This window comes from Pseudomonas sp. Pseusp3 (assembly GCF_047304225.1).
GTDB lineage: Bacteria > Pseudomonadota > Gammaproteobacteria > Pseudomonadales > Pseudomonadaceae > Aquipseudomonas > Aquipseudomonas fluorescens_CD.
On sequence record NZ_JBGLYV010000084.1, the window covers coordinates 1 to 25,604 of the forward strand.

The 25,604-nt window shown below is 61.5% G+C and carries 17 protein-coding genes and 1 pseudogene; 17 read left to right on the top strand and 1 reads right to left on the bottom strand.

The features are described 5' to 3' along the window. Window positions 1–2,648 (bottom strand): retention module-containing protein (locus ACCD00_RS23310; protein ID WP_413427722.1); only part of this gene is annotated, 2,648 nt, incomplete at its 3' end. Window positions 2,649–3,011: 363 nt separating this feature from the next. On the opposite strand from ACCD00_RS23310, the gene ACCD00_RS23315 reads away from it, so the two are divergent. The 17 genes and pseudogenes from ACCD00_RS23315 to ACCD00_RS23395 all read left to right on the top strand — a co-directional run. Next, entirely contained in the window at window positions 3,012–4,364 is a 1,353-nt protein-coding gene (locus ACCD00_RS23315; RefSeq protein WP_413427723.1) for a TolC family outer membrane protein, read from the top strand. A 42-nt stretch (window positions 4,365–4,406) separates the two neighbouring features. Beyond that, complete coding sequence (locus ACCD00_RS23320) at window positions 4,407–6,563, top strand: type I secretion system permease/ATPase (RefSeq protein ID WP_413427724.1); 2,157 nt, start codon at window positions 4,407–4,409, stop codon at window positions 6,561–6,563. Continuing rightward, the gene (locus ACCD00_RS23325) at window positions 6,553–7,917 is read left to right on the top strand and encodes an HlyD family type I secretion periplasmic adaptor subunit (protein WP_413427725.1); all 1,365 of its coding nucleotides are present in this window, start codon (window positions 6,553–6,555) and stop codon (window positions 7,915–7,917) included. The genes ACCD00_RS23320 and ACCD00_RS23325 overlap by 11 nt, the downstream gene beginning before the upstream one ends. A 298-nt stretch (window positions 7,918–8,215) precedes the next feature. After that, window positions 8,216–9,103, top strand: a complete 888-nt coding sequence (locus ACCD00_RS23330; RefSeq protein WP_413427726.1) for a TauD/TfdA dioxygenase family protein — start codon at window positions 8,216–8,218, stop codon at window positions 9,101–9,103. Window positions 9,104–9,121: 18 nt separating this feature from the next. Then, window positions 9,122–10,147 (top strand): ABC transporter substrate-binding protein, encoded by a 1,026-nt coding sequence (locus ACCD00_RS23335; RefSeq protein WP_413427727.1) that lies wholly within the window; start codon window positions 9,122–9,124, stop codon window positions 10,145–10,147. 5 nt (window positions 10,148–10,152) lie between these two features. Then, window positions 10,153–11,013: an ABC transporter ATP-binding protein gene (locus ACCD00_RS23340; RefSeq protein ID WP_413427728.1), complete on the top strand. Its 861-nt coding sequence runs from the start codon at window positions 10,153–10,155 to the stop codon at window positions 11,011–11,013. A gap of 21 nt (window positions 11,014–11,034) precedes the next feature. Beyond that, window positions 11,035–11,901 carry an ABC transporter permease gene (locus ACCD00_RS23345; RefSeq protein ID WP_413427729.1) on the top strand — a complete coding sequence of 289 codons (867 nt, stop codon included), beginning with the start codon at window positions 11,035–11,037 and terminating at the stop codon, window positions 11,899–11,901. A gap of 120 nt (window positions 11,902–12,021) precedes the next feature. Further along, window positions 12,022–12,942, top strand: coding sequence for a LysR family transcriptional regulator (locus tag ACCD00_RS23350; protein WP_413427730.1), 921 nt, complete (start codon window positions 12,022–12,024; stop codon window positions 12,940–12,942). Window positions 12,943–13,182: 240 nt separating this feature from the next. Continuing rightward, entirely contained in the window at window positions 13,183–14,715 is a 1,533-nt protein-coding gene (locus ACCD00_RS23355; protein ID WP_413427731.1) for an MFS transporter, read from the top strand. 26 nt (window positions 14,716–14,741) lie between these two features. Then, complete coding sequence (locus ACCD00_RS23360) at window positions 14,742–15,806, top strand: HlyD family secretion protein (RefSeq protein ID WP_413427732.1); 1,065 nt, start codon at window positions 14,742–14,744, stop codon at window positions 15,804–15,806. Continuing rightward, complete coding sequence (locus tag ACCD00_RS23365) at window positions 15,803–17,350, top strand: efflux transporter outer membrane subunit (RefSeq protein WP_413427733.1); 1,548 nt, start codon at window positions 15,803–15,805, stop codon at window positions 17,348–17,350. Before ACCD00_RS23360 ends, ACCD00_RS23365 begins: the two co-directional genes overlap by 4 nt. A gap of 79 nt (window positions 17,351–17,429) precedes the next feature. Next, the gene (locus ACCD00_RS23370; RefSeq protein ID WP_413427734.1) at window positions 17,430–18,209 is read left to right on the top strand and encodes an efflux RND transporter periplasmic adaptor subunit; all 780 of its coding nucleotides are present in this window, start codon (window positions 17,430–17,432) and stop codon (window positions 18,207–18,209) included. Further along, complete coding sequence (locus tag ACCD00_RS23375; protein WP_413427735.1) at window positions 18,206–19,525, top strand: efflux RND transporter periplasmic adaptor subunit; 1,320 nt, start codon at window positions 18,206–18,208, stop codon at window positions 19,523–19,525. The genes ACCD00_RS23370 and ACCD00_RS23375 overlap by 4 nt, the downstream gene beginning before the upstream one ends. After that, window positions 19,526–21,629: pseudogene (locus tag ACCD00_RS23380) on the top strand (biotin/lipoyl-binding protein). A gap of 120 nt (window positions 21,630–21,749) precedes the next feature. Next, window positions 21,750–23,333, top strand: a complete 1,584-nt coding sequence (locus tag ACCD00_RS23385; protein ID WP_413427736.1) for a glycosyltransferase family 39 protein — start codon at window positions 21,750–21,752, stop codon at window positions 23,331–23,333. Window positions 23,334–23,484: 151 nt separating this feature from the next. Next, complete coding sequence (locus tag ACCD00_RS23390) at window positions 23,485–24,330, top strand: sulfotransferase family protein (protein WP_413427737.1); 846 nt, start codon at window positions 23,485–23,487, stop codon at window positions 24,328–24,330. A 131-nt stretch (window positions 24,331–24,461) separates the two neighbouring features. Further along, on the top strand, window positions 24,462–25,604 hold a 1,143-nt coding region (locus ACCD00_RS23395; RefSeq protein ID WP_413427738.1), incomplete at its 3' end, for a DUF4347 domain-containing protein.

Consider the following 25,604-nt stretch of genomic DNA (forward strand, 5'->3'; position numbering starts at 1 on the left):
TCTACCGGGGTCTTCACCGGGTTGATCGCTTCGAGATTGCCGCCGTCGGCCGATTGAATCGACTCGGTGACGGTGGTTGGCCCCTTGTAAACGTCGTTGCCGACGGTGACCGGCAGGCTGCCGGAGCTCTGGCCGACGGCGATGGTGATCACCTTGCCGCTGTCGAGGGTCACGGTGACCGGGCCGTTCTGCGCGGTGACCGGTTGGCCTTGGGCATCGGTCAGCGTCGCGGTGTAGGTGATGGTGCCGTTTTCGCTCACCGATGGGGTTGCAGTCAGCGTCACGGTGGTGCTGTCGTTGACGTCGGTGACCGTGGTGGTGACCGGCGTTTTCACCGGGTTGATCGCTTCGAGGTTGCCACCCACTGCGTCCTTGATGGATTCGCTGACAGTGGTTGGCCCCTTGTAAACGTCATTGCCGACGGTGACCGGCAGGCTGCCGGCGCTCTGGCCTTCGGCGATGGTGATCACCTTGCCGCTGTCGAGGGTCACGGTGACCGGACCGTTCTGCGCGGTCACCGGGGCGCCGTTCTTGTCGGTCAGCGTGGCGGTGTAGGTGATGGTGCCGTTCTCATCCACGCTTGAGGTGGCGGTCAACATCACGGTGGTGGTGTCGATCGAGTCAGTGATGGACGTCACTGCTGGCTCTTTACTCAGCACCAGGTTTTCGAAGTTGCCGCCAGTGGTACCGGTGATGGTGGTGCTGACGGTGCTGCCGTTCACATAGACGTCATTGGCCGGGGTCTCGACCACGACGCTGCCAGTAGTCTTGCCGGCTTCGATGGTGATGACCGAGCCATTGCTCAAGGTCACGGTCATCGGCGTGCCGGCCGGGTTGGTCAGGGTCGCGGTGTAGGTGATCTGCCCGCCTTCGGTGATGTTACCGGTGGCAGTCAGGGTCAGCCCGGTGCTGTCCACGGAGTCGGTAATGGTGGTCACGGCCGGCGCGGTGTTCGGCACCAGGTTTTCGAAATTGCCGCCAGTGGCGCCGGTGATGGTGGTGCTGACGGTGCTGCCGTTGACATAGACGTCATTGGCCGGGGTCTCGACCACGACGCTGCCAGTAGTCTTGCCGGCTTCGATGGTAATGACCGAGCCGTTGCTCAAGGTCACGGTCATCGGCGTGCCGGCCGGGTTGGTCAGGGTCGCGGTGTAGGTGATCTGCCCGCCTTCGGTGATGTTGCCGGTGGCGCTCAGGGTCAGCCCGGTGCTGTCCACGGAATCGGTGATGCTGGTCACGGCCGGCGCGGTGCTTGGCACCAGGTTTTCGAAGTTGCCGCCAGTTGTACCAGTGATGGTGGTACTGACGGTGCTGCCGTTGACATAGACGTCATTGGCCGGGGTCTCGACCACGACGCTGCCGCTGGTCTTGCCGGCTTCGATGGTGATGACCGAGCCATTGGACAGGGTCACGGTCACCGGTGTTTGCGCCGGGTTGGTCAGGGTCGCGGTGTAGGTGATCTGCCCACCTTCGGTGATGTTGCCGGTGGCGCTCAGTATCAGCCCGGTGCTGTCCACGGAATCGGTAACGGTGGTCACGGCCGGCGCGGTGCTTGGCACCAGGTTTTCGAAGTTGCCGCCAGTGGTGCCGGTGATGGTGGTGCTGACAGTGCTGCCGTTCACATAGACGTCATTGGCCGGGGTCTCGACCACGACGCTGCCGCTGGTCTTGCCGGCTTCGATGGTAATGACCGAGCCGTTGGACAGGGTGACCGTCACCGGCGTTTGCGCCGGGTTGTTCAGGGTCGCCGTATAGGTGATCTGGCCACCTTCGGTGACGGTGTTGCCGGCCGTCAGGGTGACCGTGGTGGTGTCGACGGTATCGGTGACCTGGGTCACGGCCGGGGTAGTCGGTGGCGTAACTGTGATACCGCTGCCGCCGCTGGTGCCGGTGACGGTCATTTCGATCTGGGTCGCGTCGTTATAAACAGTGTCGTTCGGGACCAATGGCACGTTGACGGTGCCGGTGGTCGAGCCCGCGGGAATCACGATCACCGCGCCGTTGGACAGCGTGACAGTCAGGTCGGTCAGCGGTGCCTGGGTCAGTGTCGCGGTATACACCAGCACGCCACCGGCCTCGGTGATGGTTGGCGTGGCGCTAAGGCTCAGGGTCGACTCACTTGGAGTGTTGGTGTTGGTGTTGGTGTTGGCGTTGGCGGCGGCGGTCTGGCCGCCAGTAGTGTCCTGAGCTATTTGCGCAGCAGAATTGATGCCCGCAGTCGGGAAGCCAATGGTTGGGTCGACGCGGCCAGCGGTGGCGTCGAGCACCACGAAACTGTGACTACCACCCGCGGCACCACCAGAGCCGGCCGCCGTCGGACCCGCAGCGGTGGCTTCAAGGTCTTTGGTCGGGTCGGCACCGGCGGCAATGGCTTGTTGCAGCTCTTCAACGGACGGTGCGGCTTGCGCGGTGGCGGCCGCCAGATCACTGCCGGAGTCCGGGGCGTGCGCGCTCCACTGAGTGTCACGGCCCAGATCGAGGGTACGGCCATCGGCCAGCTCCAGGGACACGGCGCCGGAAAGGCCAGTGTCGATCTGGTCACCGGCGAACAGTTTGTCGCCTTCAACGAGAACGCGGCGGATGCCCTCGGGGGACACCACGAAAACCTGACCGACAATGCTTTTGACGATGGCAACAACACTGCTCATTGAAGACTCTCCGGGGTGTCACGTTCAGTTGACTTCCATGGACCTGATGGCATCTGTCGGCGCCGACCAGTCTGGACGTACATTGCAAAATAGATGCACAAATTTGACGCATCAATTCGTCAATATATTGGCTTTATTTATTTTCGTTATTAACTTTATGCCAAACTATTGACCTTCTTCGAGCCATCCTAAACAATCGTCCCAGTAATGTCACATTGATATTTCAGCTGTGACTCGTCCTCGGTATGTGATCCAGTTCCGCTTTTTGAACTTTCCGACATACGGTCATTCCGCTTGCCATCTTCCGACGCAGCACGTTCTTTTGCTGCGATTCAAGACAAGAAGTCCTGGGAAATTCCTACAATGCGTCCGCCTTTGTTCATGGCTATACCTTTCGCCCTCGCCACGTCTTTCGTCCAGGCACAGTCCTTGCCAGACGCCATGCAACAAGCGCTGGATGTCCATCCGGAGGTCCAGGCAGGCGTCAATAGTCGATTGGCTGCGGACTATCAGTTGAAGGCTGCGAAAGGTGGATACCTGCCACGGGTCGACCTGCTAGGCGGTTATGGTCGTGAGGGCACCGACAGCGTGACTACACGAACGAACGGCAGCAGCAACCACTGGGAAACCCTGAATCGCAGTGAGTCGAGTCTGCGTCTGACCCAAATGGTTTTTGACGGTTTTGCGACGTCCAGCGAAGTAGGGCGTCAACAAGCCGCCGTCAACTCCCGCGCCTATTCGCTGTTAAGTACTTCCGAGCGTACCGGGCTGACCGTGGCCCAGGTCTATCTCGACGTGCTGACTCGTCGCGAGTTCGTGCGTCTGGCCGAGGACAACCTCAAGAGCCACCAACGCATATACGACCAGATCCAGCTGCGCACCCAGCGTGGTGTCGGCAGCGGCGCCGACCTCGATCAGGCGGAGGCGCGGATGGCCCAGGCGCGCAACAATCTGATCACCGAGCAGACCAACCTGGCTGACGCCGAAACCAACTACCTCTCCGCTGTTGGCCAGATGCCGGACCAACTTGAGCGCCCGGCGAGTTTCCTGGCGCTGATGCCGGCCAATCTGAATGAAGCCCGCGCGCAGATGCTGGAAAACAGCCCGATCCTGCGCTCGGCCGAATCCGATATCGCCGCTGCCGAGAAGCAGTACGACACGGCCAAGTCGACTTTCTACCCACGCTTCGATGCTGAGTTGGGTCGCACCGCGGACAACGACATTGATGGTCAGAACGGCCACAACAACGAATGGCAAGCCATGCTGCGCATGCGCTTCAACCTGTATTCCGGTGGCAGCAACAAGGCCGATCTGGAGTCCAAGGCCTACCTGTCGAACCAGGCGCTGGATATCCGTAACAACGCCCTGCGCCAATTGAATGAAGAGCTGGGCCTGGCCTGGAACGCCTTGAACAATGCCAACGCGCAGGTGCCGATCGCCCAGCAGTACGTCGACCACAGCACCGCCGTACGTACCGCTTACCAGCGTCAGTTCAGCCTCGGCGAGCGCACCCTGCTTGACTTGCTCGACAGCGAGAACGAACTGTTCACCTCTTCTCGCCGTCTGGCGGAGATCAAGAACGTTCAGTTATTTACTCAGTACCGAATCAAGGCGACCATGGGCGAGTTGCTCAAGAGCCAGGGAGTGGTCGCACCATTGGCATCCGTTGTGCAGAACGACGTGAAGCCCAAGGTCCAATTGCCCGGTATGAACTGAGCAGGTCCTTCATCGTTCAATTGTCAGCCAAGAGTGCCGAGCGTGGAATCAGAAGTCAGTCGGGTTCAACTCATTCATGATCCGCGCGCGTTGCATGACGATCCGTTGCTGGATGGTCTGCTCGCTCTTTGCATGCTGCACCAGAAGCCTGCCAGCGCGGCAATGCTGACCACTGGCCTGCCGCTCCCCGAGCAACGCTTGAGTGCCGAATTGCTGCCTCGCGCAGCAGCTCGCGCGGGGCTGCAAGGCCGGGTGCTGCAACGCAAGCTGGAGAACATTCCGGCGATTGCCATGCCGGCATTGTTGCTGCTCAAGGACGGTCGCAGTGCCGTCCTGCTTGGCTGGCAAGGCGAAGATCAGGTACGGGTGCTGCTCAGCGAAAGCGATGGCGGTGAGTCCTTGGTCAGCCGTGAGCTGTTGGCCGACGACTACACCGGCAAGGTCTTTTTCGCCCAGCCCCAGCACAAATTCGACGTCAATCACGGCACGCTGATTCCGCGTGCGCGTTCGTGGTTCCGCGATACCCTCAAACGTTCGCGCTGGTTGTACGCCGACGCCATCGCCGCCAGTTTCCTGATCAACATCATCGCCATGGCCGCGCCGCTGTTCGTGATGAACGTCTACGACCGCGTCGTGCCGAACCAGGCCGAAGCGACGCTATGGGTCCTGGCGCTTGGCATCACTGGCGCCTACCTCTTCGACCTGATCCTGAAAAGCCTGCGCAGTCTGTGCCTGGATCTGGCCGGCAAGAAAACCGACCTGATTATCTCGGCCACGCTGTTCGAACGCATCGTCGGCATGGCGATGAAATACCGGCCGGCACGGGTCGGCAGCTTTGCCCAGAACATCCACGAATTCCAGAGCCTGCGCGATTTCCTCGCCTCGCTGACCCTCACCAGCCTGATCGACCTGCCATTCACTATTTTGATTTTTATCGTCATCGCGATCCTTGGCGGGCATCTGGTGTGGATACCGGTGCTGGCGTTCCCGATTGCCCTGGCCATCGGCTATGCCTTGCAGAAACCCCTGGTGGCGACGATGGAACGAACCATGGCGCTGGGGGCCGAGCGTCAATCGAGCCTGATCGAAACCCTGGCCGGCCTGGATGCGGTGAAGGTCAACAACGCCGAAAGTGAACGCCAGTATCAGTGGGAACAGACCATCGGCACCCTCAGTCGCCTTGAGTTGCGAGTGAAAATGCTGTCCGGCCTGGCGATGAATATCACCCTGCTGATCCAGCAACTGGCCGGGGTGATCATGATCGTCTTCGGCGTGTACCAGATCATCGACGGCCACCTGAGCATGGGCGGCCTGATTGCCTGCTACATGCTCAGTGGCCGTGCGCTCAGCCCGCTGGCGTCACTGTCCGGGCTGCTGACCCGCTATCAGCAGGCACGGGTGACCATGACCTCGGTCGACCAAATGATGGAGCTGCCCCAGGAGCGCAACTTCGAAGAGCGTCCGCTCAGCCGCAAGGTGCTGCAGGGCGCCATTGAGTGCCGTCAACTCAACTTCACCTACCCGCAACAGCAGAACCTGGCGCTGAAGAACATCAGCCTGTCGATTCGTCCCGGTGAGAAAGTCGGCATCATTGGCCGAAGCGGTTCGGGCAAGAGTTCGCTGGCGAAACTGCTGGTGGGGCTGTATCAGCCGGATGATGGTTCGTTGTTGGTCGATGGTGTGGATATCCGCCAGATCGACGTCAGCGAACTGCGCTACAACATCGGCTACGTACCCCAGGACATTCAGTTGCTCGCGGGCACCTTGCGCGACAACCTGGTTTCCGGTGCGCGGTATGTCGAGGACGAACTGGTGCTGCAAGCGGCAGAGTTGGCCGGTGTCCACGAGTATGCGCGCCTGCATCCGCAGGGTTATGAGCTGCAAGTGGGTGAGCGCGGGCAGAACCTCTCCGGCGGTCAACGGCAAAACGTCGCCCTGGCCCGTGCGTTATTGCTCAACCCGCCGATCCTGCTGCTCGACGAACCGACCAGTGCCATGGATAACACCGGTGAAGAGCGCCTCAAGCAGCGCCTGGCAGCGGTGATCGAAAACAAGACCATGGTGCTGGTGACGCACCGGGCTTCGCTGTTGTCGCTGGTTGAACGACTGATCGTGATCGACCGCGGGCAGATTCTTGCCGACGGCCCGAAAGCTGCGGTGATGGAAGCGTTGAAGAAGGGGCAGATCAGTGTTGCTTAAGTCGGGTAAGGATTCGATCCGTCGCTACTTCAAAGGCTCTGCTTCGCTGCAGGGCCAGCCGCTGCCGGAGGTCAACAAGGCGCTGATCGAGGATGCGCCGCGTGTGGTGCGGCTGACGATCTGGGCGATCATCGCGTTCTTTGTGTTCCTGATGCTCTGGGCCAACTTCGCGGTCATCGACGAAGTGACCAAGGGCGATGGCAAGGCGATTCCATCGTCGAAGATCCAGAAAATCCAGAACCTTGAAGGCGGTATCGTTTCCGAGCTGTTCGTCAAGGAAGGCCAGATCGTCGAAGCCGGCGCACCGCTGATTCGTCTGGATGACACGCGGTTCGCTTCGAACGTGGGTGAAACGGAAGCCGATCGGTTGTCGATGGTGCTTCGGGTCGAGCGCTTGAGCGCCGAGGTTGACGACCGCCCGCTGAACTTCCCCGAGGATGTACTCAAGGCTGTACCGGGTCAGGCCAAGAGCGAAGAGTCGCTGTATATAAGCCGCCGCCAGCAGTTGCACGACGAGATTGGCGGCTTGCAGGAGCAGTTGATCCAGCGCCAGCAAGAACTGCGTGAGTTCACCTCCAAACAGGCGCAGTACCGCCAGCAATTGGGCTTTCAGCGTCAGGAAATCAACATGTCCGAGCCGTTGGTGGCCCAGGGCGCAGTATCGCCAGTGGAGGTCCTGCGCCTCAGGCGTGCCGAAGCGGAGACCCGTGGCCAGCTCGACGCCACCACCCTGGCTATTCCGCGAGCCGAATCGGCAATCAAGGAAGTACAGCGCAAGATCGACGAAACTCGTGGCAAGTTCCGCAGTGACGCCCTGACCCAGCTCAATGAAGCACGCACTGACCTGAACAAGGCCGAGGCCACCGGCAAGGCCCTGGAAGACCGGGTCAGCCGGACGCTGGTCACTTCGCCGGTGCGGGGTATCGTCAACAAGTTGCTGGTCAATACCATCGGCGGGGTTATCCAGCCAGGCAGCGACCTGGTGGAAATCGTGCCACTGGACGACACCTTGCTGGTCGAGGCGAAGATCCGTCCGCAGGACATCGCGTTCCTGCATCCGGGGCAGGAAGCGACGGTGAAGTTTACCGCCTATGACTACACCATCTACGGCGGGCTGAAGGCCAAGCTGGAGCAGATCGGTGCCGACACCATCACCGATGAAGACAAGAAAACCACCTACTACGTGATCAAGCTGCGCACCGACCGCAGCCACTTGGGCACCGACGAAAAACCGTTGCTGATCATTCCGGGGATGGTGGCGTCCGTGGACATCATCACCGGCAAGAAGACCGTACTCAGCTACCTGCTCAAACCGATCATCCGCGCTCGGGCCGAGGCGCTGCACGAGCGCTAGATCTTCAGTGGATTCACTGACGCCATCGCGGGCAAGCCCGCGATGGCGTCAGTCAAAATCCCAAAAATATGTCAGTAAGTGACAAATAACGTCACGCCGCAATCCACCCAGTCCCTTTTCAATCGCCATATCGTTATTCGTTAACGGTATTTAAATTTCAATTCTTATATCTATAAAGTCAATCTCCTGCGTACCTGTCGACCAATCGGCGCGCCGCACGACACGAACCAACACGGGATCTCCGTGAGTTTCTGATCGACGCGCGCGCCTTTGAGCGTGCCGTGCGTGGGAGTGATTTATGTCTGCAGCTTCAGCTTCGCCAAGCATCGCGCCACAATTCTTTGAAATCCGTCCGTTCAGCGGAGCGGTGGGCGCGGAGATCATCGGTCTCGACCTGTCCCGCCCGCTCAATGATGACGATTTTGCCCGCATTCACCGTGCGCACCTGGACCATCATGTGGTGGTGTTCCGCGACCAGCGCATCACCCCAGAACAGCACATCGACTTCAGTCGTCGTTTTGGCGTGTTGCAGATCCATGTGCTCAAGCAGTTCCTGCTGGCAGGGCATCCGGAAATCCTCATCGTTTCCAACATCGTCGAAAACGGGCAGAACATCGGCCTGGGTGACGCCGGCAAGTTCTGGCATTCCGATCTCTCCTACAAACAACTGCCGAGCCTGGGCTCGATGCTGCATGCCCAGGAGCTGCCATCGGAGGGCGGCGACACGCTGTTCGCAGACATGCACAAAGCCTGGAACAGTCTGCCCGAAGCGCTACGCAATGCAGTTGAAGGGCGCTCGGCGGCGCACTCCTATACGGCGCGTTACAGCGAGACCAAATTCGAAGGCAACTGGCGCCCGACCCTGACTCCGGAGCAGCTCGCCCAGGTCGCCGAAGTGGTGCACCCGGTCGTGCGTACCCACCCGGAAAACGGTCGCAAGGCCTTGTTCGTCAGCGAGGGCTTCACCACCCGCATCGTTGGCCTGCCGGAGGATGAGAGCCAACAACTGCTGGCCGAGCTCTACGCCCACAGCGTGCTGCCGCAAAACATCTACCGCCATCAATGGCAGCCCCATGACCTGGTGTTCTGGGACAACCGTTCGCTGATCCACCTAGCCGCCGGATGCCCCAGTCATCTGCGCCGCAAGCTGTTTCGCACCACCATCCAGGGCGATGCGCCTTTCTGATTTGTCGGAGATCTGATCATGTCCAAACGTCTTCCATTTGCACCGCTGGCTGCGGCCATCGGCCTGGGTTTCAGCCTGATCGCCGGCAGCCTGGTGGCGCCGCCCGTGGCTCATGCCGAAGGTGAAATCCGCATCGCCGAACAGTTCGGCATCGTTTACCTGCTGCTCAATGTGGTGCGCGATCAGAACCTGATCGAGAAATACGGCAAGCAGGAAGGCATCGACATCAAGGTCGACTGGACCCAGCTCTCGGGCGGCGCGGCGGTCAACGACGCGTTGCTCGCAGGCTCGATCGACATTGCCGGCGCCGGCGTCGGTCCGTTGCTGACCATCTGGGACCGCACCCACGGCAAGCAGAACGTCAAGGCCGTGGCCTCCCTCGGCAACTTTCCGTACTACCTGGTGAGCAATAATCCCAAGGTCAAAACCATCGCTGACTTCACCGAGAAGGACCGCATCGCGGTACCGGCGGTGGGTGTGTCGGTGCAGTCGCGCTTCCTGCAATACGCGGCGGCCAAACAGTGGGGCGACAAGGAGTTCAATCGCCTCGACAAGTACACCATCGCCGTCCCACATCCTGATGCCACGGCTGCGCTGGTGGCCGGCGGCACCGAGCTGAGCGGGCACTTTTCCAACCCACCGTTCCAGGATCAGGAGCTGGTCAATCCCAACGTTCACGTGGTGCTGAACACCTATGACCTGCTCGGTCCGAACTCGCCGACGGTGCTGTTCGCCACCGAGAAATTCCGCAACGAGAACCCGAAAACCTACAAGGCATTTATCGATGCGCTGACCGAAGCGGCGCAATTCGCGCAGAACGACAAGGGCGCGGCAGCCGACACCTACATCCGCGTCACCAAGGCCAGGATCGACCGCGCCGCGTTGCTGAAAATCATCGACAACCCGCAGTTCGAATTCAGCGTCACGCCGAAAAATACTTATCCGTTGGCCGAGTTCCTGTACCGCGTTGGCGCGATCAAAAACAAACCGGATTCGTGGAAGGACTACTTCTTCCAGGACGCCAAGCCACTGCAAGGGAGCTGACCGGGATGAATGCCCCTTTGCAAGACCACACGGTCAGCAAGTCGATCGCGGCAGCCCAGGCGCTGCTGTCGGTCGATAACGTCAGTCTGGAATACCGCACGCCGCAACGCGTGGTACGGGCGACCCATCAAGTGAGTTTCGAAGTGGATCCGGCGGATCGTTTTGTCCTGCTCGGTCCGTCCGGTTGCGGCAAGTCGACGTTGCTCAAGGCCGCTGCCGGCTTCATCCAGCCTGTCGAGGGCGAGATCCGTCTGCAGGGGCAGCGCGTCGATGCACCGGGGCCTGACCGAATTGTGGTGTTCCAGGAGTTCGATCAACTGCCACCGTGGAAAACGGTAAAACAGAACGTGATGTTCCCACTGCTGGCTTCCCGAACCCTGAAGAAAAAAGAAGCTGAAGAGCGAGCGCTGCACTATCTGGAAAAAGTCGGCCTGGCGGCGTTTGCCGATGCCTACCCGCACACCTTGTCCGGTGGCATGAAGGCTCGGGTCGCCATCGCCCGGGCGCTGGCAATGCAGCCGAAAATCCTCCTGATGGACGAACCCTTCGCCGCCCTCGACGCCCTGACCCGGCGCAAGATGCAGGAGGAGCTGCTGCTGCTCTGGGAGGAGGTGCGTTTCACCCTGCTGTTCGTCACGCACTCCATCGAAGAGGCGCTGGTGGTGGGCAACCGCATCCTGTTGTTGTCACCGCATCCGGGCCGGGTGCGGGCCGAAGTCCACAGCCATCAATACGATTTGCACAGTCTGGGTGGCGTGGCGTTCCAGGAATCGGCACGGCGCATCCATCGGTTGTTGTTCGATGAAGGTGATGCGGCGAACGCTGAGCGTGAGCTGGATTTCGCCGACATCCGCATCGCTTATTGAGACAGGTGAGAGGAGGGCCCGATGAGCCATTTATCATCCCCGCGTGAAGAATTCGAAACCGTATTGCCGCCACTGACCAGCGTGCCGCTGGAACGCGAACTGCCTCTCGGCCAACGCCTGTGGCAACAGGGCTGGCTGCGCAAAAGCCTGATCCTGATTTTGCTTGCCGTGTTGTGGGAAGCGGTTGCCCGTTATCAGAACAACGACTTGCTGCTGCCGAGCTTTGTGCAAACCGCTCACGCGTTGTCTGACGGCCTGCTCAGCGGAGAATTGCTGGGCAAGGTATGGATTTCCCTGGTGGTGCTGCTCAAGGGCTACCTGATCGGCATCGTCCTGGCGTTTGCCCTGACTACGCTGGCGGTGTCGACTCAGTTCGGTCGCGACCTGCTGAGTACCCTGACTTCCATGTTCAACCCGTTGCCGGCCATCGCGTTGTTGCCGCTGGCGCTGTTGTGGTTTGGCCTGGGGCAGAACAGCCTGATTTTCGTGCTGGTGCATTCGGTACTCTGGGCCTTGGCGCTGAACACCTACGCCGGGTTCCTCGGGGTCTCGGAAACCCTGCGCATGGCCGGGCGCAACTACGGCCTCAAAGGCATGCGTTTCGTGTTGTTCATCCTGATTCCGGCAGCGCTGCCATCGATCCTTGCCGGCCTGAAGATCGGCTGGGCGTTTGCCTGGCGTACGCTGATTGCCGCCGAGTTGGTGTTTGGTGCTACCAGTGGCAAGGGCGGACTGGGCTGGTACATCTTTCAGAATCGCAATGAGTTGTACACGGACAAGGTATTTGCCGGGTTGGCGGTGGTGATCCTGATTGGATTGCTGGTGGAGAATCTGGTGTTCGATTCGTTGGAGCGAGTGACGGTCAGGCGGTGGGGGATGGTTCGTTGACTGTCTGATTGTGTGAAGTCCGCGCCGGTCTCTTCGCGGGCAAGCCCGCTCGCACAGTGTCTGAATGAAGTTTGCTAGCATTGCGTCTGAATCAATAAAAATCAGGCTTGAGTGCTTTCCATGCAACTACCAGACATGAACCTGTTGGTCGCCCTCGACGCCTTACTCGACGAGGGCAGTGTGGTGGGCGCCGCGCGGCGGATGAACCTGAGCCCGGCGGCCATGAGCCGGACGTTGACGCGCATTCGGGAAGCCATTGGCGATCCGATCCTGGTGCGCGCCGGCCGTGGCCTGGTGCCAACCCCCAAGGCACTGGAATTGCGCGAGCAGGTGCGCAGTGTGGTGGAGCAGGCCGGGTTGCTGTTTCGTTCGGCCGATGCGGTGGAACTGGGTTCGCTGCGGCGGCGTTTCAGTATTCGGGCCAACGACTTTTTTGTCGGCGTCTACGGCGGCAGGCTGTTCGACACCCTTGACCGGCAGGCGCCGCACTGCGAATTGCGTTTCGTCCCCGAAGGCGATGGCGATGATGAGGCGTTGCGCGAAGGGCGGATCGATCTGAGCATCAGCAACACCCGGCCGCTGACCCCCGAAGTGAAGATCCAGAACCTGTTTTCCACCCACTTCGTTGGCCTGGTGCGTGAGGATCATCCGCTGTTGGACGAAGAGATCACGGCAGAGCGCTATGCGGGTTATTCCCATATCAGTATGTCCCGGCGTGGCATTGCCCGAGGCCCGATCGATACCGCGCTCAATGCCCTGGGGCTGGAGCGGCGGGTGGCGGTGATCGCGCCAAGCTTTCATGCGGCAATGTTTGCCTTGCCCGATTCCGACCTGATTCTGCCGGTGCCCAAGGAGGCCTTGCTGAGTGTGCGGCGGCTGGGATTGAAACTGCGCTCGTTCGACCTGCCGATTCCTTTGCCGACGCTGATGTTGACCCAGGCCTGGCACCCGCGCTTCGACAAGGATCCGGCTCACCGCTGGTTGCGTGAAACGCTGAAAACCTGCTGCGATGAGACGTGGCTGGCTGCGCAGCCTGACTGAGGTGAACGCAATTCCCCCCCTGTAGGAGCGAGCTTGCTCGCGAAAAACCCGAGAACACCGCGGGGCACCTGCCAGCCAGCGTTATCGTTGACGTCCATCGCGAGCAAGCTCGCTCCTACAGGGGGTAGGGGTTTTGTATCGTTGCGTCTGGCGCACTTATAACCTGCCGATAAGTTGATTTTCGTCAGGCATCACGCTTCCTAGAATGCTTCGGTATTTCCACTCCGGAGCTTGCAGTTCATGACCTCCCTTACGGCCTCGGCACCTGTCGCCGCGGTCAGCACGGCAATCGCTCCACCCGTCTTCGGCCCGCGGATCATCATCGGCCTGGTGGGCGTGTTGCTGGCAGTGCTGGTGTCGGGCCTGAACGAGATGGTGACCAAAGTCGCCCTGGCCGACATCCGCGGTGCGTTGGCCATCGGCTACGACGAAGGCACCTGGCTGGTCGCCTGTTACACCGCGACCTCAGTGGCGGCCATGGCTTTTGCGCCATGGTGTGCGGTGACGTTCTCGTTGCGGCGTTTCACCCTGTGCGCCATCAGCCTGTTCACCCTGTTGGGTGCGTTGTGCCCCTTCGCCCCGAATTACGAAAGCCTGTTGTTGCTGCGCACCCTGCAAGGCCTGGCGGGCGGTGCATTGCCTCCCATGCTGATGACCGTGGCCCTGCGATTTCTGCCTGCCAACGTGAAGCTGTATGGCCTGGCCGGTTATGCCCTGACCGCGACGTTCGGCCCGGGCCTGGGTACGCCATTGGCCGGGTTGTGGACCGAGTATGTCGGCTGGCAATGGACCTTCTGGCAAATCATCGCCCCGTGCCTGATTGCCATGGCTGCGGTGGCGTATGGCTTACCCCAAGACCCGCTGCGCCTGGAGCGCTTCAAGTCCTTCAACTGGCGCGGTGTGCTGCTGGGTTTTCCCGCCATCTGCATGTTGGTGATCGGCATTCTGCAGGGCAGTCGCCTGGACTGGTTCGAGTCGAACCTGATCTGCGGATTGCTCGGTGGCGGGCTGTTGTTGCTGGTGCTGTTCTTGATCGGCGAGTGGTCGCAGCCGATGCCGTTTTTCAAGATGCAGATGCTCGGCATCCGTAACCTGTCTTTCGCCCTGCTGACCCTGGCGGGAGTGCTGGTGGTGTTGCAGGCGGTGATCATTATTCCGTCCGGCTACCTGGCGCAGGTCCAGGGTTATCGCCCGGTGCAGACCGCGCCGATCATGCTGCTGGCGGCATTACCGCAATTGATTGCGCTGCCGTTGGTGGCGGCGCTGTGCAACTTTCGCTGGGTCGATTGCCGCTGGGTGTTGGGCCTTGGCTTGAGCATGCTGGCGTTGTCGTGCGTCGGCGGCTCGCAACTGACCTCTGCGTGGATTCGCGACGATTTCTATGTGCTGCAATGGCTGCAGATTTTCGGTCAGCCCATGGCGGTGTTGCCGTTGCTGATGCTGTCCACCGGCAGCATCAACCCGATGCAAGGGCCGTTCGCATCGGCCTGGTTCAACACCGTCAAAGGCCTGTCGGCGGTCATCGCCACCGGGGTGATCGAGGCGTTGACCACGGCACGCCTGCATTTTCACTCGACCATGCTGGTCGATCGTCTCGGCAACTCACCGTTGGCCGAACGCGACAGCGCAAGTCTCGCTCATCGTCTGCATGAGCAAGCGGTGGTGCTCACTTCCTCTGATCTTTACCTGTGCATGGCCGGTATCGCCGTGACCTTGATCCTGCTGATTTTCTGGCTGCCGACGCGGATCTATCCACCGCGCGCACCGACCTGAATGCTCCACTGAAACAGAAGGTTTTTATGAACACTCAAGCAAAGCAGAAAGTCGCGGTTGCCATGACCGCCGCATTGGCCGTCGGTGTGTTGCTGTACCTGGCGATGCCCGGCCTGTTCGGCAAGCGTACCCAACAGAACACCAACGATGCGTATGTCTCGGCGGATTTCACCCTGGTAGTGCCGCGGGTCGCCGGGTTTATCCAGCAAGTGCTGGTTGAGGACAACCAGCAGGTCAAGGCCGGGCAGTTGCTGGCACTGATCGATGACCGGGATTTGCGCGCAGCCGCCCAGGCTGCCGACGCCGAAACGCTGGTGGCCAGGGCGCAACTGCAAAACGCCCGGGCGACCCTGGAGCGCCAGGCGTCGGTAATTGCCCAGGCGCAATCCTCGGTGGTTTCGGCCAAGGCGGAAATGGCGTTTGCCGAGCATGAATTGAACCGCTACAACCACCTCGCCGGGGTCGGCGCCGGCACGGTACAAAATGCGCAACAGGCGCAAACGCGCATCGACCAGGCCTCTGCGCGGCTGGCCAATGCCACCGCGGTACTGGCGGCGGAGCGCAAGCAAGTGGAGATCCTCACGGCCCAGCGCGACGCCGCCGAAGGTGGCCTGAAACGGGCGCAAGCGAAGCTGGAAATGGCCAGCTACGAGTTGTCCTATACGAGGATCGTCGCGCCACAGGACGGTATGGTCGGCGAGCGTGCGGTGCGGGTCGGCGCCTACGTCACGCCGGGCAGCAAAATCCTCGCGGTAGTGCCGCTGGCGCAGGCTTATGTGATGGCCAATTTCCAGGAAACCCAACTGACGGATGTGCAGCCGGGGCAGGCTGTGCAAGTGCGCGTTGACAGCCTGGGCGGTGCGGCACTCAACGGTCGTGTCGAAAGCATTGCACCGGCCACCGGGGTGACGTTCGCCGCGGTCAAACCGGACAACGCCACCGGCAACTTCACCAAGGTGGTACAGCGCATACCGGTGAAAATCGTGCTGGAGCCGGGGCAATCGCTGGCCGAGCGCTTGCGGGTGGGGATGTCGGTGGAGGCGAGTATTGATACGGCCACCGCCAAGGCGAAGGAGGTTGTTCAGCGATGAAGATTTTCGTTGATCGTGCTGACGCCTTCGCGAGCAAGCCCGCTCCCACAGTTGACCGCCTTCCCCTGTGGGAGCGGGCTTGCTCGCGAAGAGGCCATCAGCCTCGCCTGACTTTTTCTACCTTGCTTGTGCTGAGCCTGTCAGCCTGCACTGTCGGCCCGGACTTTCACAAACCTCAGCCCACACAAATCACCGAGTGGTCGAAACCAGCAAAGGCAGGTACCAGCCAAGTAATCGCCGAAACGATGGACGAACGCTGGTGGGAGGTGTTCAACGACCCGAAACTCTCGTCCCTCACCCAACGCACCCTGACCGACAACCTCGACCTGAAACTCGCCAGCAGCCGCTTGCAGCAAAGCCGTGCCGTTCGCCAGGTGATCACCGCCGACCGCTATCCGAGTACCGCCGCCACGGGAAGTTACGCCCGAAAACGTAACAGTGGTGAAGGCCTGAGCGACCCGTCAGGGCACAACGGCCAATCCGCGTTCAACCTGTGGGATGCCGGCTTTTCCGCCGCCTGGGAGCTGGATTTGTGGGGCCGCGTGCGCCGGGAAACCGAAGCTGCCGACGCCAGCCTGGAAGTCGCCGAGAACGACCGACGCGGTGTACTGCTGTCGGTGCTGGCCGAAACCGCCCAGGACTACATTCAACTGCGTGGCGTGCAGAACACCCGGCTCGTCACTGAACAGAATCTCGACGTCGCCCGCCATAGCCTGAAGCTTTCGCAACTGCGCCTGGCCGACGGCGTCGCGACGGATCTGGATGTCGCTGAAGCCGCCGCACAGGTGGCGGCCATCGAATCGCGCCTGCCCGCACTGGAGCAGCGCCAGTGGCAACTGATCAACGCCTTGAGTCTGTTGATGGGCGAGCCGCCTCAGGCATTGGCGGCGGAGTTATCCACAGATGCGCCCGTGCCACAAACCCCGCGACAAGTCGCCATTGGCTTGCCCTCGCAGCTGGCTGAACGTCGTCCGGACATTCGCCAGGCCGAAGCACGGCTGCATGCCACCACGGCCAGCATTGGCGTGGCCAAGGGCGATTTCTATCCGCGAATCACCCTGTCGGGGAACATCGGTTCCCAGGCCATGCAACTGAGTGATTTCGGTTCCTGGGGTTCGCGTTCGTTCGGGATCGGCCCGCAATTGAGCTTGCCGTTGTTCGACGGCGGCCGCTTGCGTGGCGTGCTCGATTTGCGTGAAGCACAACAACAGGAAGCGGCTATCGCCTATCAGCAAACCGTGCTGCGTGCCTGGCATGAAATCGATGACCAACTGACCGCCTACAACGCCAGTCAGCTGCGCCGCGACAGCCTGGCCGAGGCCGTGCGCCAGAACCGCATTGCGCTGGACACCGCGCAACAGCAGTACGTTGAGGGCGTGGTGGATTTTGTCACCGTACTCACCGTGCAAGGGGCGTTGCTGGCCACGCAGGAGCAGTGGGTCGAGAGTTCGACTGGCGTGTCGCTGGCGGCCGTCGGGTTGTACAAGGCGTTGGGTGGAGGTTGGGAGTCGGTGTATCCCTTGACCGGGACGGCGCAGCGTTAAAACGCAGGCAATGATGGCCATCTGCTTGACGCTTATCGCCGCTGTCTTAGACTCCGGTAATCCGAAAGGGAGTACGGTCATGCGGATTTTCTGTGTGTTGGGGTTGGGATTGCTCTTCGCCACGAGCGTTGCCCAGGCGCAAACGCCTGTGGCAGATGACCCGCTTGCGCAAATGGATGCGGGCACCAGCGCCGCAACCAGCACCGAGGCCCGCGGTGTGTTGCGCGCCCGGGATCAGGCCGTACTGGCCAGCGAGGTGCCTGGGCGGATTGTCGAATTGCCGTTCAGCGAGGGGGAATCGTTCAAGAAGGGCGATACCCTGGCGCGGTTCGATTGCTCGGCCTATCAGGCGCAACTCAATGCCGCTCAAGCGGCCAGCCGTGGCGCGGGTGAAGAGCTGGCGCACAACCGGCAACTGGCCGCGCTGAATTCGGTCGGGCGTTTCGAAGTGGCACGCGCCGAGGCCAAAGTCAGCGAAACCCAGGCGCAGTCCCAGGTGTATCAAGTGCAGGTCAAGCGTTGCAGCGTGCTGGCGCCGTTTGATGGCCAGGTCGTCGAGCGCAAGGTACAGCGCTATGAAAGCGTACCTGCCGGCGCCCCCTTGCTGGACGTGGTCGATAATCGCACCCTGGAAATCCATCTGCTGGTGCCCTCGCGCTGGATGGCCCGACTCAAGCCCGGCCAGACCTTCAGTTTTGTTCCCGATGAAACCGGCAAGCCGCTGGATGCGACCGTCAAGCGCCTGGGCGCACGAATCGATGAAGGCAGCCAGACCCTGCTACTGGTGGCCAGCGTACCCAACGCCAGCGGGTTGCTGGCGGGGATGAGTGGCACTGCGCATTTTGCGGAGTTCAAGTGAACGCGCCGGTGAGCGGCGGTGCCGAACAGGTGTTCGCGCGTTTTCTTGATATTGAGCGCCAGACCCGCGCAGCCCGGACGCCCGTCCAGTTGGCCTACAGCCTGGTCAATGATGGCCAGGCACTGTTTGGCTTTCGCCATGCGGCACTGTTGATCGCCGGGAAGGTGCAGGCCGTGACCGGTGTCAGCACGGTGGAGCCGAATTCACCGTTTGTAGCCTTCGTCGAGCAGGCAGTGGCGCAGCTGTTCAAACGCGAACAGCTGCAGCAGGCGCGGGTCATTGCCGCCGATGTCCTCGGCGAGTCGCTGCGGGCTGAATGGCAAAGCCTGTCGGCGGCGCAGGTGTTCTGGCTGCCGCTGATCGATCGTCAGGGCGAGGTGTTCGGTGGGTTGTGGCTGGCCCGGGACGTTGTGTGGAACCCTGGCGAACAGGTGCTGCTGGCGCAACTGGGTGATACCTACAGCCACGCCTGGCAGGCGCTGCAACCGCGCAAGCCCTGGCGCCTGCGCTGGACGCGCAAACGCCGGGGCTTGCTGGTTGCAGTGCTATTGCTCGGGCTGTTGATCCCGGTGCGCCAGTCCGTATTGGCACCGGCCGAAGTGGTGCCGCTAGGCGGTCGGGTGGTGGCGGCGCCGCTGGACGGTGTCATTGCCGAGTTCCTGGTCAAGCCCAATCAAACGGTGAAGTCCGGCGAATTGCTGCTGCGCTTCGAAAGCACCACCCTCAAGGCTCAGGCCGATGTCGCCGAACGTGCCCTCGGGGTTGCCGAGGCGGAACTCAAGGCCAACTCCCAGCGCTCGTTTGCCGATGCCGAGTCCAGCTCGAAACTGGATTTTCTGGCTGCCCGGGTCGAACAGAAGCGCGCCGAGCGTGACTACGCCCGTGAACTGCTCAAGCGCAGCGAAGTGCGCGCTGAGCGCGATGGTATTGCGGTATTTGCCGATGCCGAACGCTGGACCGGCAAGCCGGTGCAGACCGGCGAGCGACTGATGGAAATCGCCGATCCGGCTCAGGCGCAATTGCGTATCGAGCTGGCCGTGGGGGACGCGATCTCTCTGGAGCCCGGCGCTGAAGTCGCATTGTTCCTCGACAGTGACCCGCTGCAACGGCACCTGGCCAGGCTCGAACGTTCGGCTTACGAAGCGCAACCCACGGCGGGCGGGCAGTTGGCCTATCGCCTGGATGCGAATTTCGAAGCACCACCCCCGCGCATCGGTTTGCGCGGCACGGCGAAAATCTTCGGTGACCGGGCGCCGCTGGCGTTGTACCTGCTGCGTCGACCGCTGGCCGGCTTGCGCCAGAGCGTGGGCCTGTAAATGAACCTGCCCGGCCTGCGTGCCGATCTGCAGCTGTCCCCGGCAGCGCCAGCGCTGGACGGCGCACCCTGCTGGACGCTGGCCGATCCGGTGCGGGGGCGTTACTTCAAGCTCGGTACGACGGCGATGCGTTTGTTGCGTCACTGGTCACTGGGCGAGCCCGAGCAGGTCCTGCAAGCGGCCAATCGTGAGCCGGGGCTGGCGCTGATCGGTGCGGATCTGGAGCAGTTGCTGGTGTTTTTGCGCAGTCATGACCTGATTACCGCCCTCGATCCCGAGCAGCGTGCCAGTTACAGCTTTAAAGCGGCTGCCCAGCGCCAGAGCCTGTGGCAAATGTTGCTGCATCAGTACCTGTTTTTTCGTATTCCGCTGTGGCGTCCCGAACGTTTTCTCAATCGTGCCTGGCCACTGCTGGAGCGCGTTGGCCCGCGAGCGCTGCGCTACGGGTTGCCCGCAGTGCTGGGGTTGGGGGTGTTTCTGGTGTCGCGGGACTGGCAGCGATTTATCGCGACGTTTCCGCATCTGTTCAGCCTTGGCGGCGCAATGGCGTTTGGCGTGGCCCTGTTCTTCGCCAAGCTCTGCCACGAGTTCGGTCACGCGTTCATGGCCAAGCGCGCCGGGTGCCGGGTGCCGGGTGCAGAGCATGGGCGTGGCGTTCATGGTGCTGCTGCCGATGTTCTATACCGATGTCAGCGATGCCTGGCGGATCAATGATCGCAAGGCCCGGTTGCTGATTGGCGTCGGCGGTGTGCTGGCCGAGTTGCTGTTGGCGAGCATGGCCTTGCTGACATGGTCGTTTCTGCCCGACGGTCCCGCCCGCACCGCAGCGTTCATGCTCGCCAGTGCTACGTGGATCACGACACTGGTGGTCAATCTCAACCCGTTCATGCGCTTTGACGGTTATTTTTTACTCAGCGATTTCTGGCAGGTCGATAACCTGCAAGGGCGAGCGTTTGCCTTGTGCCGCTGGCGTCTGCGCGAGTTTTTGTTCGGCTATGGCGCAGCGGCGCCGGAGCCTTGGTCGTCGACCATGCAACGGCGTTTGCTGATCTGGGGGTATGGCTCATGGTTGTGGCGCGCGGCACTGTTTTTCGGGATCGCTCTGGCGGTCTATCACCTGTTCTTCAAAGTGTTGGGGATCTTCCTGATGCTGGTGGAACTGGTCTGGTTCATCTTTCTACCCATCATGAGTGAATGGCGCCAGTGGTGGGGTCGCCGCGAGCAGGCACATGGGCCGCGTGTGCTGCTCAGCGGCCTGGTGTTGCTCGGGCTGTTGCTGGTGCTCATCCTGCCGTGGCGCAGTGCCGTCGAGGTGCCGGCCATGCTGGAAGCGGGTCGGGTCAGCACCTTGCATGCGCCGGTAGCAGCACGGATCAAGGCCGTGAATGTGCATGACGGGCAGTCGGTGGCGCAGGGTGATGTCCTGATAGAACTGGAGTCGCCGGATCTCGATTCGCGCCAGGCCATTGCGCGCCGGGAAATCGAGATTCAGCAATTGCAAATGCGTCGTCAGGCCAGCCGCAGCGAAACGGCTGCCGATGCCGCAATTGTCGAGCAGCGCCTGGCCGAAGCGGTCGCCGAGTACCGTGGGCTGGCGGCTCAGCGTGAGCGATTGCTATTGCGTGCCCCCCATGCCGGCACGGTGCGTGATCTGCTGGCGCAATGGACGGTGGGTCGCTGGCTGTCCACTCGGGAGCCGCTGGCCCGGGTGGTCGAGGAGGGCGTGCGCTTGCGCGGCTATCTGGCCGAGGCCGAACTCTGGCGCGTGGCGCCGGGGGCCATCGGACGGTTTATCGCGGATGATCCGATGCATCCGGCGATTGCAGTGCAACTGAGCGAAATCGATACCAACGGTGCGGCGTTTGTCGATCAGGAGGCACTGACCTCTGATCACCACGGACCGATTGCCGTGCGTCGCGATCAGCATCAACGGGCCGAGCCGGTACAGGCACAGTACGGCGCGCGGTTGACCGCGCTTGATGAGCCCCTGGCGCCCGTGCAGCCATTACGCGGCGTGGCGGTGTTGCAAGGCCGTGGTGAGTCGGTGCTGGGCGTTGCCTGGCGACGCATGGCGGCGCTGGGTGTCAGGGAAAGCGGTTTTTAGATCGACCGATCTCTCGTCGCCGCAGGTCGTTTCGTCAACGGGCCAGCATCGACGATGCTCGGGCTGAAGGTCTAAAGTGAACCGCAAGTAAACTGTCACTGAGCGTTGCAAGGGGAAGCAATGGAGGCGCGCAGAGAAACGCCGATGGGCGACACGCAGGGACCGCACGCAAACCCTGGTTTCGTCAGGGGCGCGCAACCGATGATTCGTTGGGCGCGGGAGCATTGGCTGGTGCCGATCCTGATACTGGCGGCGCTGGTGCGCTTCTACGATCTGACCGCGGCTGCGATCTGGGGCGACGAGGGTTCCAGCCTGTTGCTGGCGCGCTATTCATTGCCGGATATCTGGCTTCATGCGGCCTACGACGTGCATCCGCCGCTGTATTTCATGCTGTTGCACAGCTGGATGGCGGTCTTCGGCGACGGCATTTTTTCGATCCGCTGCCTCAGCGCCCTGCCGGGCATCGCCTCGGTCGGGCTCGGCGTGTGGCTGGTGGATCGACTGGCTACCCGCCGCGCCGCGATACTCGCCGGCTTCCTGCTGGCGCTGCTGCCCACGGCGGTTCGTTACAGCCAGGAAGTGCGCATGTATTCGCTGTTGGGGCTGTGGTTGCTCGGGGCGACGATTGCCCTGGTGTACTGGATCCGCAAACCGCAACGCCGACGTTATCTGCTGATCTACGTCCTGCTCATGAGCGCGGCGTTCTACACCCATTACTTCACTGCGCTATGCGTGCTTTGCCATTGGTTGTACCTGGGCATCGTCCGCGTGCAGCCGGGGTATCGCCTGCGGCATATCCAGCGCGGCGACTGGTGGCTGGCGAACCTGGCCATTGTCGTGCTGTACCTGCCGTGGTTACCGGGGCTGGTCGATCTGTTGCAGCACATTGATCAACTCAAGGCCAATGGTGATGTCGGCTGGGAAACGCCGGTTACCTTCAGTTCCCTGCCGTCCATGGTGTGGTCGCTGTTGACCCAGGACGATGGCGAAAACCTGTTGCCGCTGGTGTTTGCCACCCTGCCGCTGGCCATGCCGATATTGGCCGGGGTGGCGCTGGTGCGAGACCGAAGTGTGTTCCGGGGCAGCGCGTTGCTGGCGGTCTACACCTTCGTTCCGGTGTTGCTGGTGTTCGCGGTGTCGTTCATTTCACCGATGTTCATCGAACGCTATCTCACCGCCTATGCCCTGGGCCTGCCCATGCTGGCGGCGTTGGCGATCGATCGCCTGTACAACGGCTCCCGCGTGGTGGCGCTGACGGTGCTGGTGCTGTTTGTCGGTGTCGAACTGGTGGGCCTGAACAACAACGCCACGGTAGATATCCATGACCAGGTCAATGTCATGGTCGATGACGTTAACCAGCACTTCCAGCCCGGCGATCAAATCGTCACCAGCGACATGCTCTGGTACTTGAGCTACGTCTACTACAACCGTACCGATGCCAAGCCGTTGCTGTACACCCCGCCACATGTCGACGGAACCTCGAGTCGTCCGAATGACTATGGTTTCGGCACCCTGACGGCACCGGACGAGTACCTCGACAGCCTCGGCGATTTGCCCAAGGGCACCAGGCGTATCTGGTTGATCGGTACCGCCGACGTACCGGATGAGTTTGCCCCTGTGCCCGTTCAATGGCAGTTGGGCCATCAGGTAAAGGCCGGTGGCGTTCTCGCCAGACTGTACTTGTCCGCAGTGGCCGGGAAATAAGCTGCGTCGAAGCTAAAACGTTTCGTCTGTTCATCGGATGTTAAAAAAGCTGATTTCCAGTGCTATTGACTTCGAATTGATATCAAAACACCACTGGGCGAACACTTTCCCTTCGGCTACGCTTTGTCCTACAAAAGGAATTAACGTCAAGGTGAAGGGATTGCACCAATTTCACTTTATTTCCGGTTTGCCGCGCTCAGGTTCGACGCTGCTTTCTGCCATTCTTTTGCAGAATCCGCGTTTCCATGCCGGAATGACCAGCCCCGTCGGTTCCCTGTTTTCCGGTGTCCTGGACCAGTGCAGCGCGGGCAGCGAGTTCGGCGCGGTGATCGACACCGACATGCGCCGCCGCCTGTTGCGCGGTCTGTTTGATTCCTTCTACGCCGACAAGGCCGACAAACCGGTGGTGTTCGACACCAATCGCCTTTGGAGCGCGCGGCTGCCGGCCATCAACGATCTGTTTCCCAAGGCCAAGGTGATTGCCTGTGTGCGCAACGTCGCCTGGATCATGGACAGCATCGAGCGTCTTTACCGCGCCAATCCCTATGAAAACACCAAGCTCTTCGGCGATGCCATCGAGCGCAACACCGTCTACAGCCGTTGCGAAACCCTGGCCCAACGCAATCGCCTGGTGGGTTTTGCCTGGGCGGCACTCAAGGAAGCCTATTACGGCGAATATGCCGACTCCTTGCTGATCATCGACTATGACCTGCTGACCCAGGCACCGGAGCGGGTGCTGCGGCTGGTCTACGACTTTATCGACGAACCCTGGTTCGAGCACGACTTCGAGCACCTCGCGTACGACGCTCCGGAATTCGACCAGGCCCTCGGGGTGGCCGGCCTGCACAAGGTCAGACCCAAAGTTGCCGTACAGGCCCGGCGCACCATCCTGCCGCCGGACCTGTTCAAGCAATACTCAGACTTGTCCTTTTGGCTCGATGGCTCTGCCAGCGCCGCCAATGTCATTCGTATGAAGTCCGACGCCGCGAACATTTGATCGCGGCGTTTTTCATTGATGCATTACGTTAATTCGTTCGAATTCGGGTGAGCAGCATGTGGCGGACCATTTTTGGCGGGGCAAAGGCAAAGTCACGGGTGGCCGAAGGCCAACGGACGCCAGCAGCGCCCATGATCATGTCCCTTGAACCGCGCATGCTGTTCGACGGCGCCGTCGCCGCCACGGTCGCCGATACCGCCGCCCAGGCCGACAGCCATTCCACAGCCGATGCCGCCAAGACGCCGACTGCCGATCAACCGACGGCCAGCAAGGACACCCACGGCCAGGCCGATGCGACACCGGCGGCCAGCCCCGTTGCGGTGCCCGGGCAGAGCGTGATGTTCGTCGACTCCCGGGTGAAAGATGCCGACAGCCTGCTCAAAGGCGTCGCGCCCGGGACCCAGGTCGTGAAACTGGACGCGAGCAAGGATGGACTGCAGCAGATAGCCGACTACCTCGATCAGCATCAGGGCGTCAGCTCGGTGCAGATCATCGCCCACGGCAACGCTGGTGACCTGTGGCTGGGCGACAGCTATCTGTCGGCTGACAACGTCGCCGCCCGCAGCGCGGTGCTGGCGGAAATAGGCAAGGACATGAACGCTGGCGGCGACATCCTGATCTACGGCTGCTACACCGCCGAAGGCGAGCGTGGCCTGAGCTTTGTCGACTCGCTGGCGCAAATGACCGGCCGCGATGTAGCGGCTTCGAGCAACCGTACCGGCGTGGGCGGTGACTGGGATCTGGAAATCGTCACCGGCAACATTGAAAGCGCCAACGTCCTCTCGGCCACGGCCATGAGCGACTATCAGTGGGGCCTGGCCACCTGGACCGCCACCAACAACGCCAACACGGGCGTCGGCTCGTTGCGTGCCGCCCTCGCCTCGGCGCAGAGCGGCGATATCGTCACTTTCAGCACCGGCATGACGGTGCAGTTGACCTCCGAATTGCTGATCAACAAGAACGTCTACGTTGATGGCGACTTGAACAACGACGGTGTGGCGGATGTGACTCTCGATGGTCAGTACAAGACCCGAGTGATTGAAGTGGCGCCTGGCAGCACCGTGACGCTTGATGGCCTGGTGATCACCCGTGGCCTGGTCTCGGGTAATGGCGGCAACGGTGGCTACGGCGCCACGGGCGCGATGGCCGGGGGGATTTTCAACGCAGGGATTCTGACCCTGAAAAACGTTACCGTGACCTCCAACGCCGCATCCGGTGGCGGTGGCGGTGGCGGTGTCACCGGCGCTTTTTACGGCGGTGGCGGTGGTGGTGGC

What these genes read in the sequence shown, in the direction of transcription:
- ACCD00_RS23350 (WP_413427730.1), top strand. Translation starts at nt 12,022, where the DNA reads ATGCAACTACCAGACATGAACCTGTTGGTCGCCCTCGACGCCTTACTC.
- ACCD00_RS23365 (WP_413427733.1), top strand. Translation starts at nt 15,803, where the DNA reads ATGAAGATTTTCGTTGATCGTGCTGACGCCTTCGCGAGCAAGCCCGCT.
- ACCD00_RS23370 (WP_413427734.1), top strand. Translation starts at nt 17,430, where the DNA reads ATGCGGATTTTCTGTGTGTTGGGGTTGGGATTGCTCTTCGCCACGAGC.
- ACCD00_RS23360 (WP_413427732.1), top strand. Translation starts at nt 14,742, where the DNA reads ATGAACACTCAAGCAAAGCAGAAAGTCGCGGTTGCCATGACCGCCGCA.
- ACCD00_RS23330 (WP_413427726.1), top strand. Translation starts at nt 8,216, where the DNA reads ATGTCTGCAGCTTCAGCTTCGCCAAGCATCGCGCCACAATTCTTTGAA.
- ACCD00_RS23315 (WP_413427723.1), top strand. Translation starts at nt 3,012, where the DNA reads ATGCGTCCGCCTTTGTTCATGGCTATACCTTTCGCCCTCGCCACGTCT.
- ACCD00_RS23335 (WP_413427727.1), top strand. Translation starts at nt 9,122, where the DNA reads ATGTCCAAACGTCTTCCATTTGCACCGCTGGCTGCGGCCATCGGCCTG.
- ACCD00_RS23340 (WP_413427728.1), top strand. Translation starts at nt 10,153, where the DNA reads ATGAATGCCCCTTTGCAAGACCACACGGTCAGCAAGTCGATCGCGGCA.
- ACCD00_RS23355 (WP_413427731.1), top strand. Translation starts at nt 13,183, where the DNA reads ATGACCTCCCTTACGGCCTCGGCACCTGTCGCCGCGGTCAGCACGGCA.
- ACCD00_RS23385 (WP_413427736.1), top strand. Translation starts at nt 21,750, where the DNA reads ATGGAGGCGCGCAGAGAAACGCCGATGGGCGACACGCAGGGACCGCAC.
- ACCD00_RS23345 (WP_413427729.1), top strand. Translation starts at nt 11,035, where the DNA reads ATGAGCCATTTATCATCCCCGCGTGAAGAATTCGAAACCGTATTGCCG.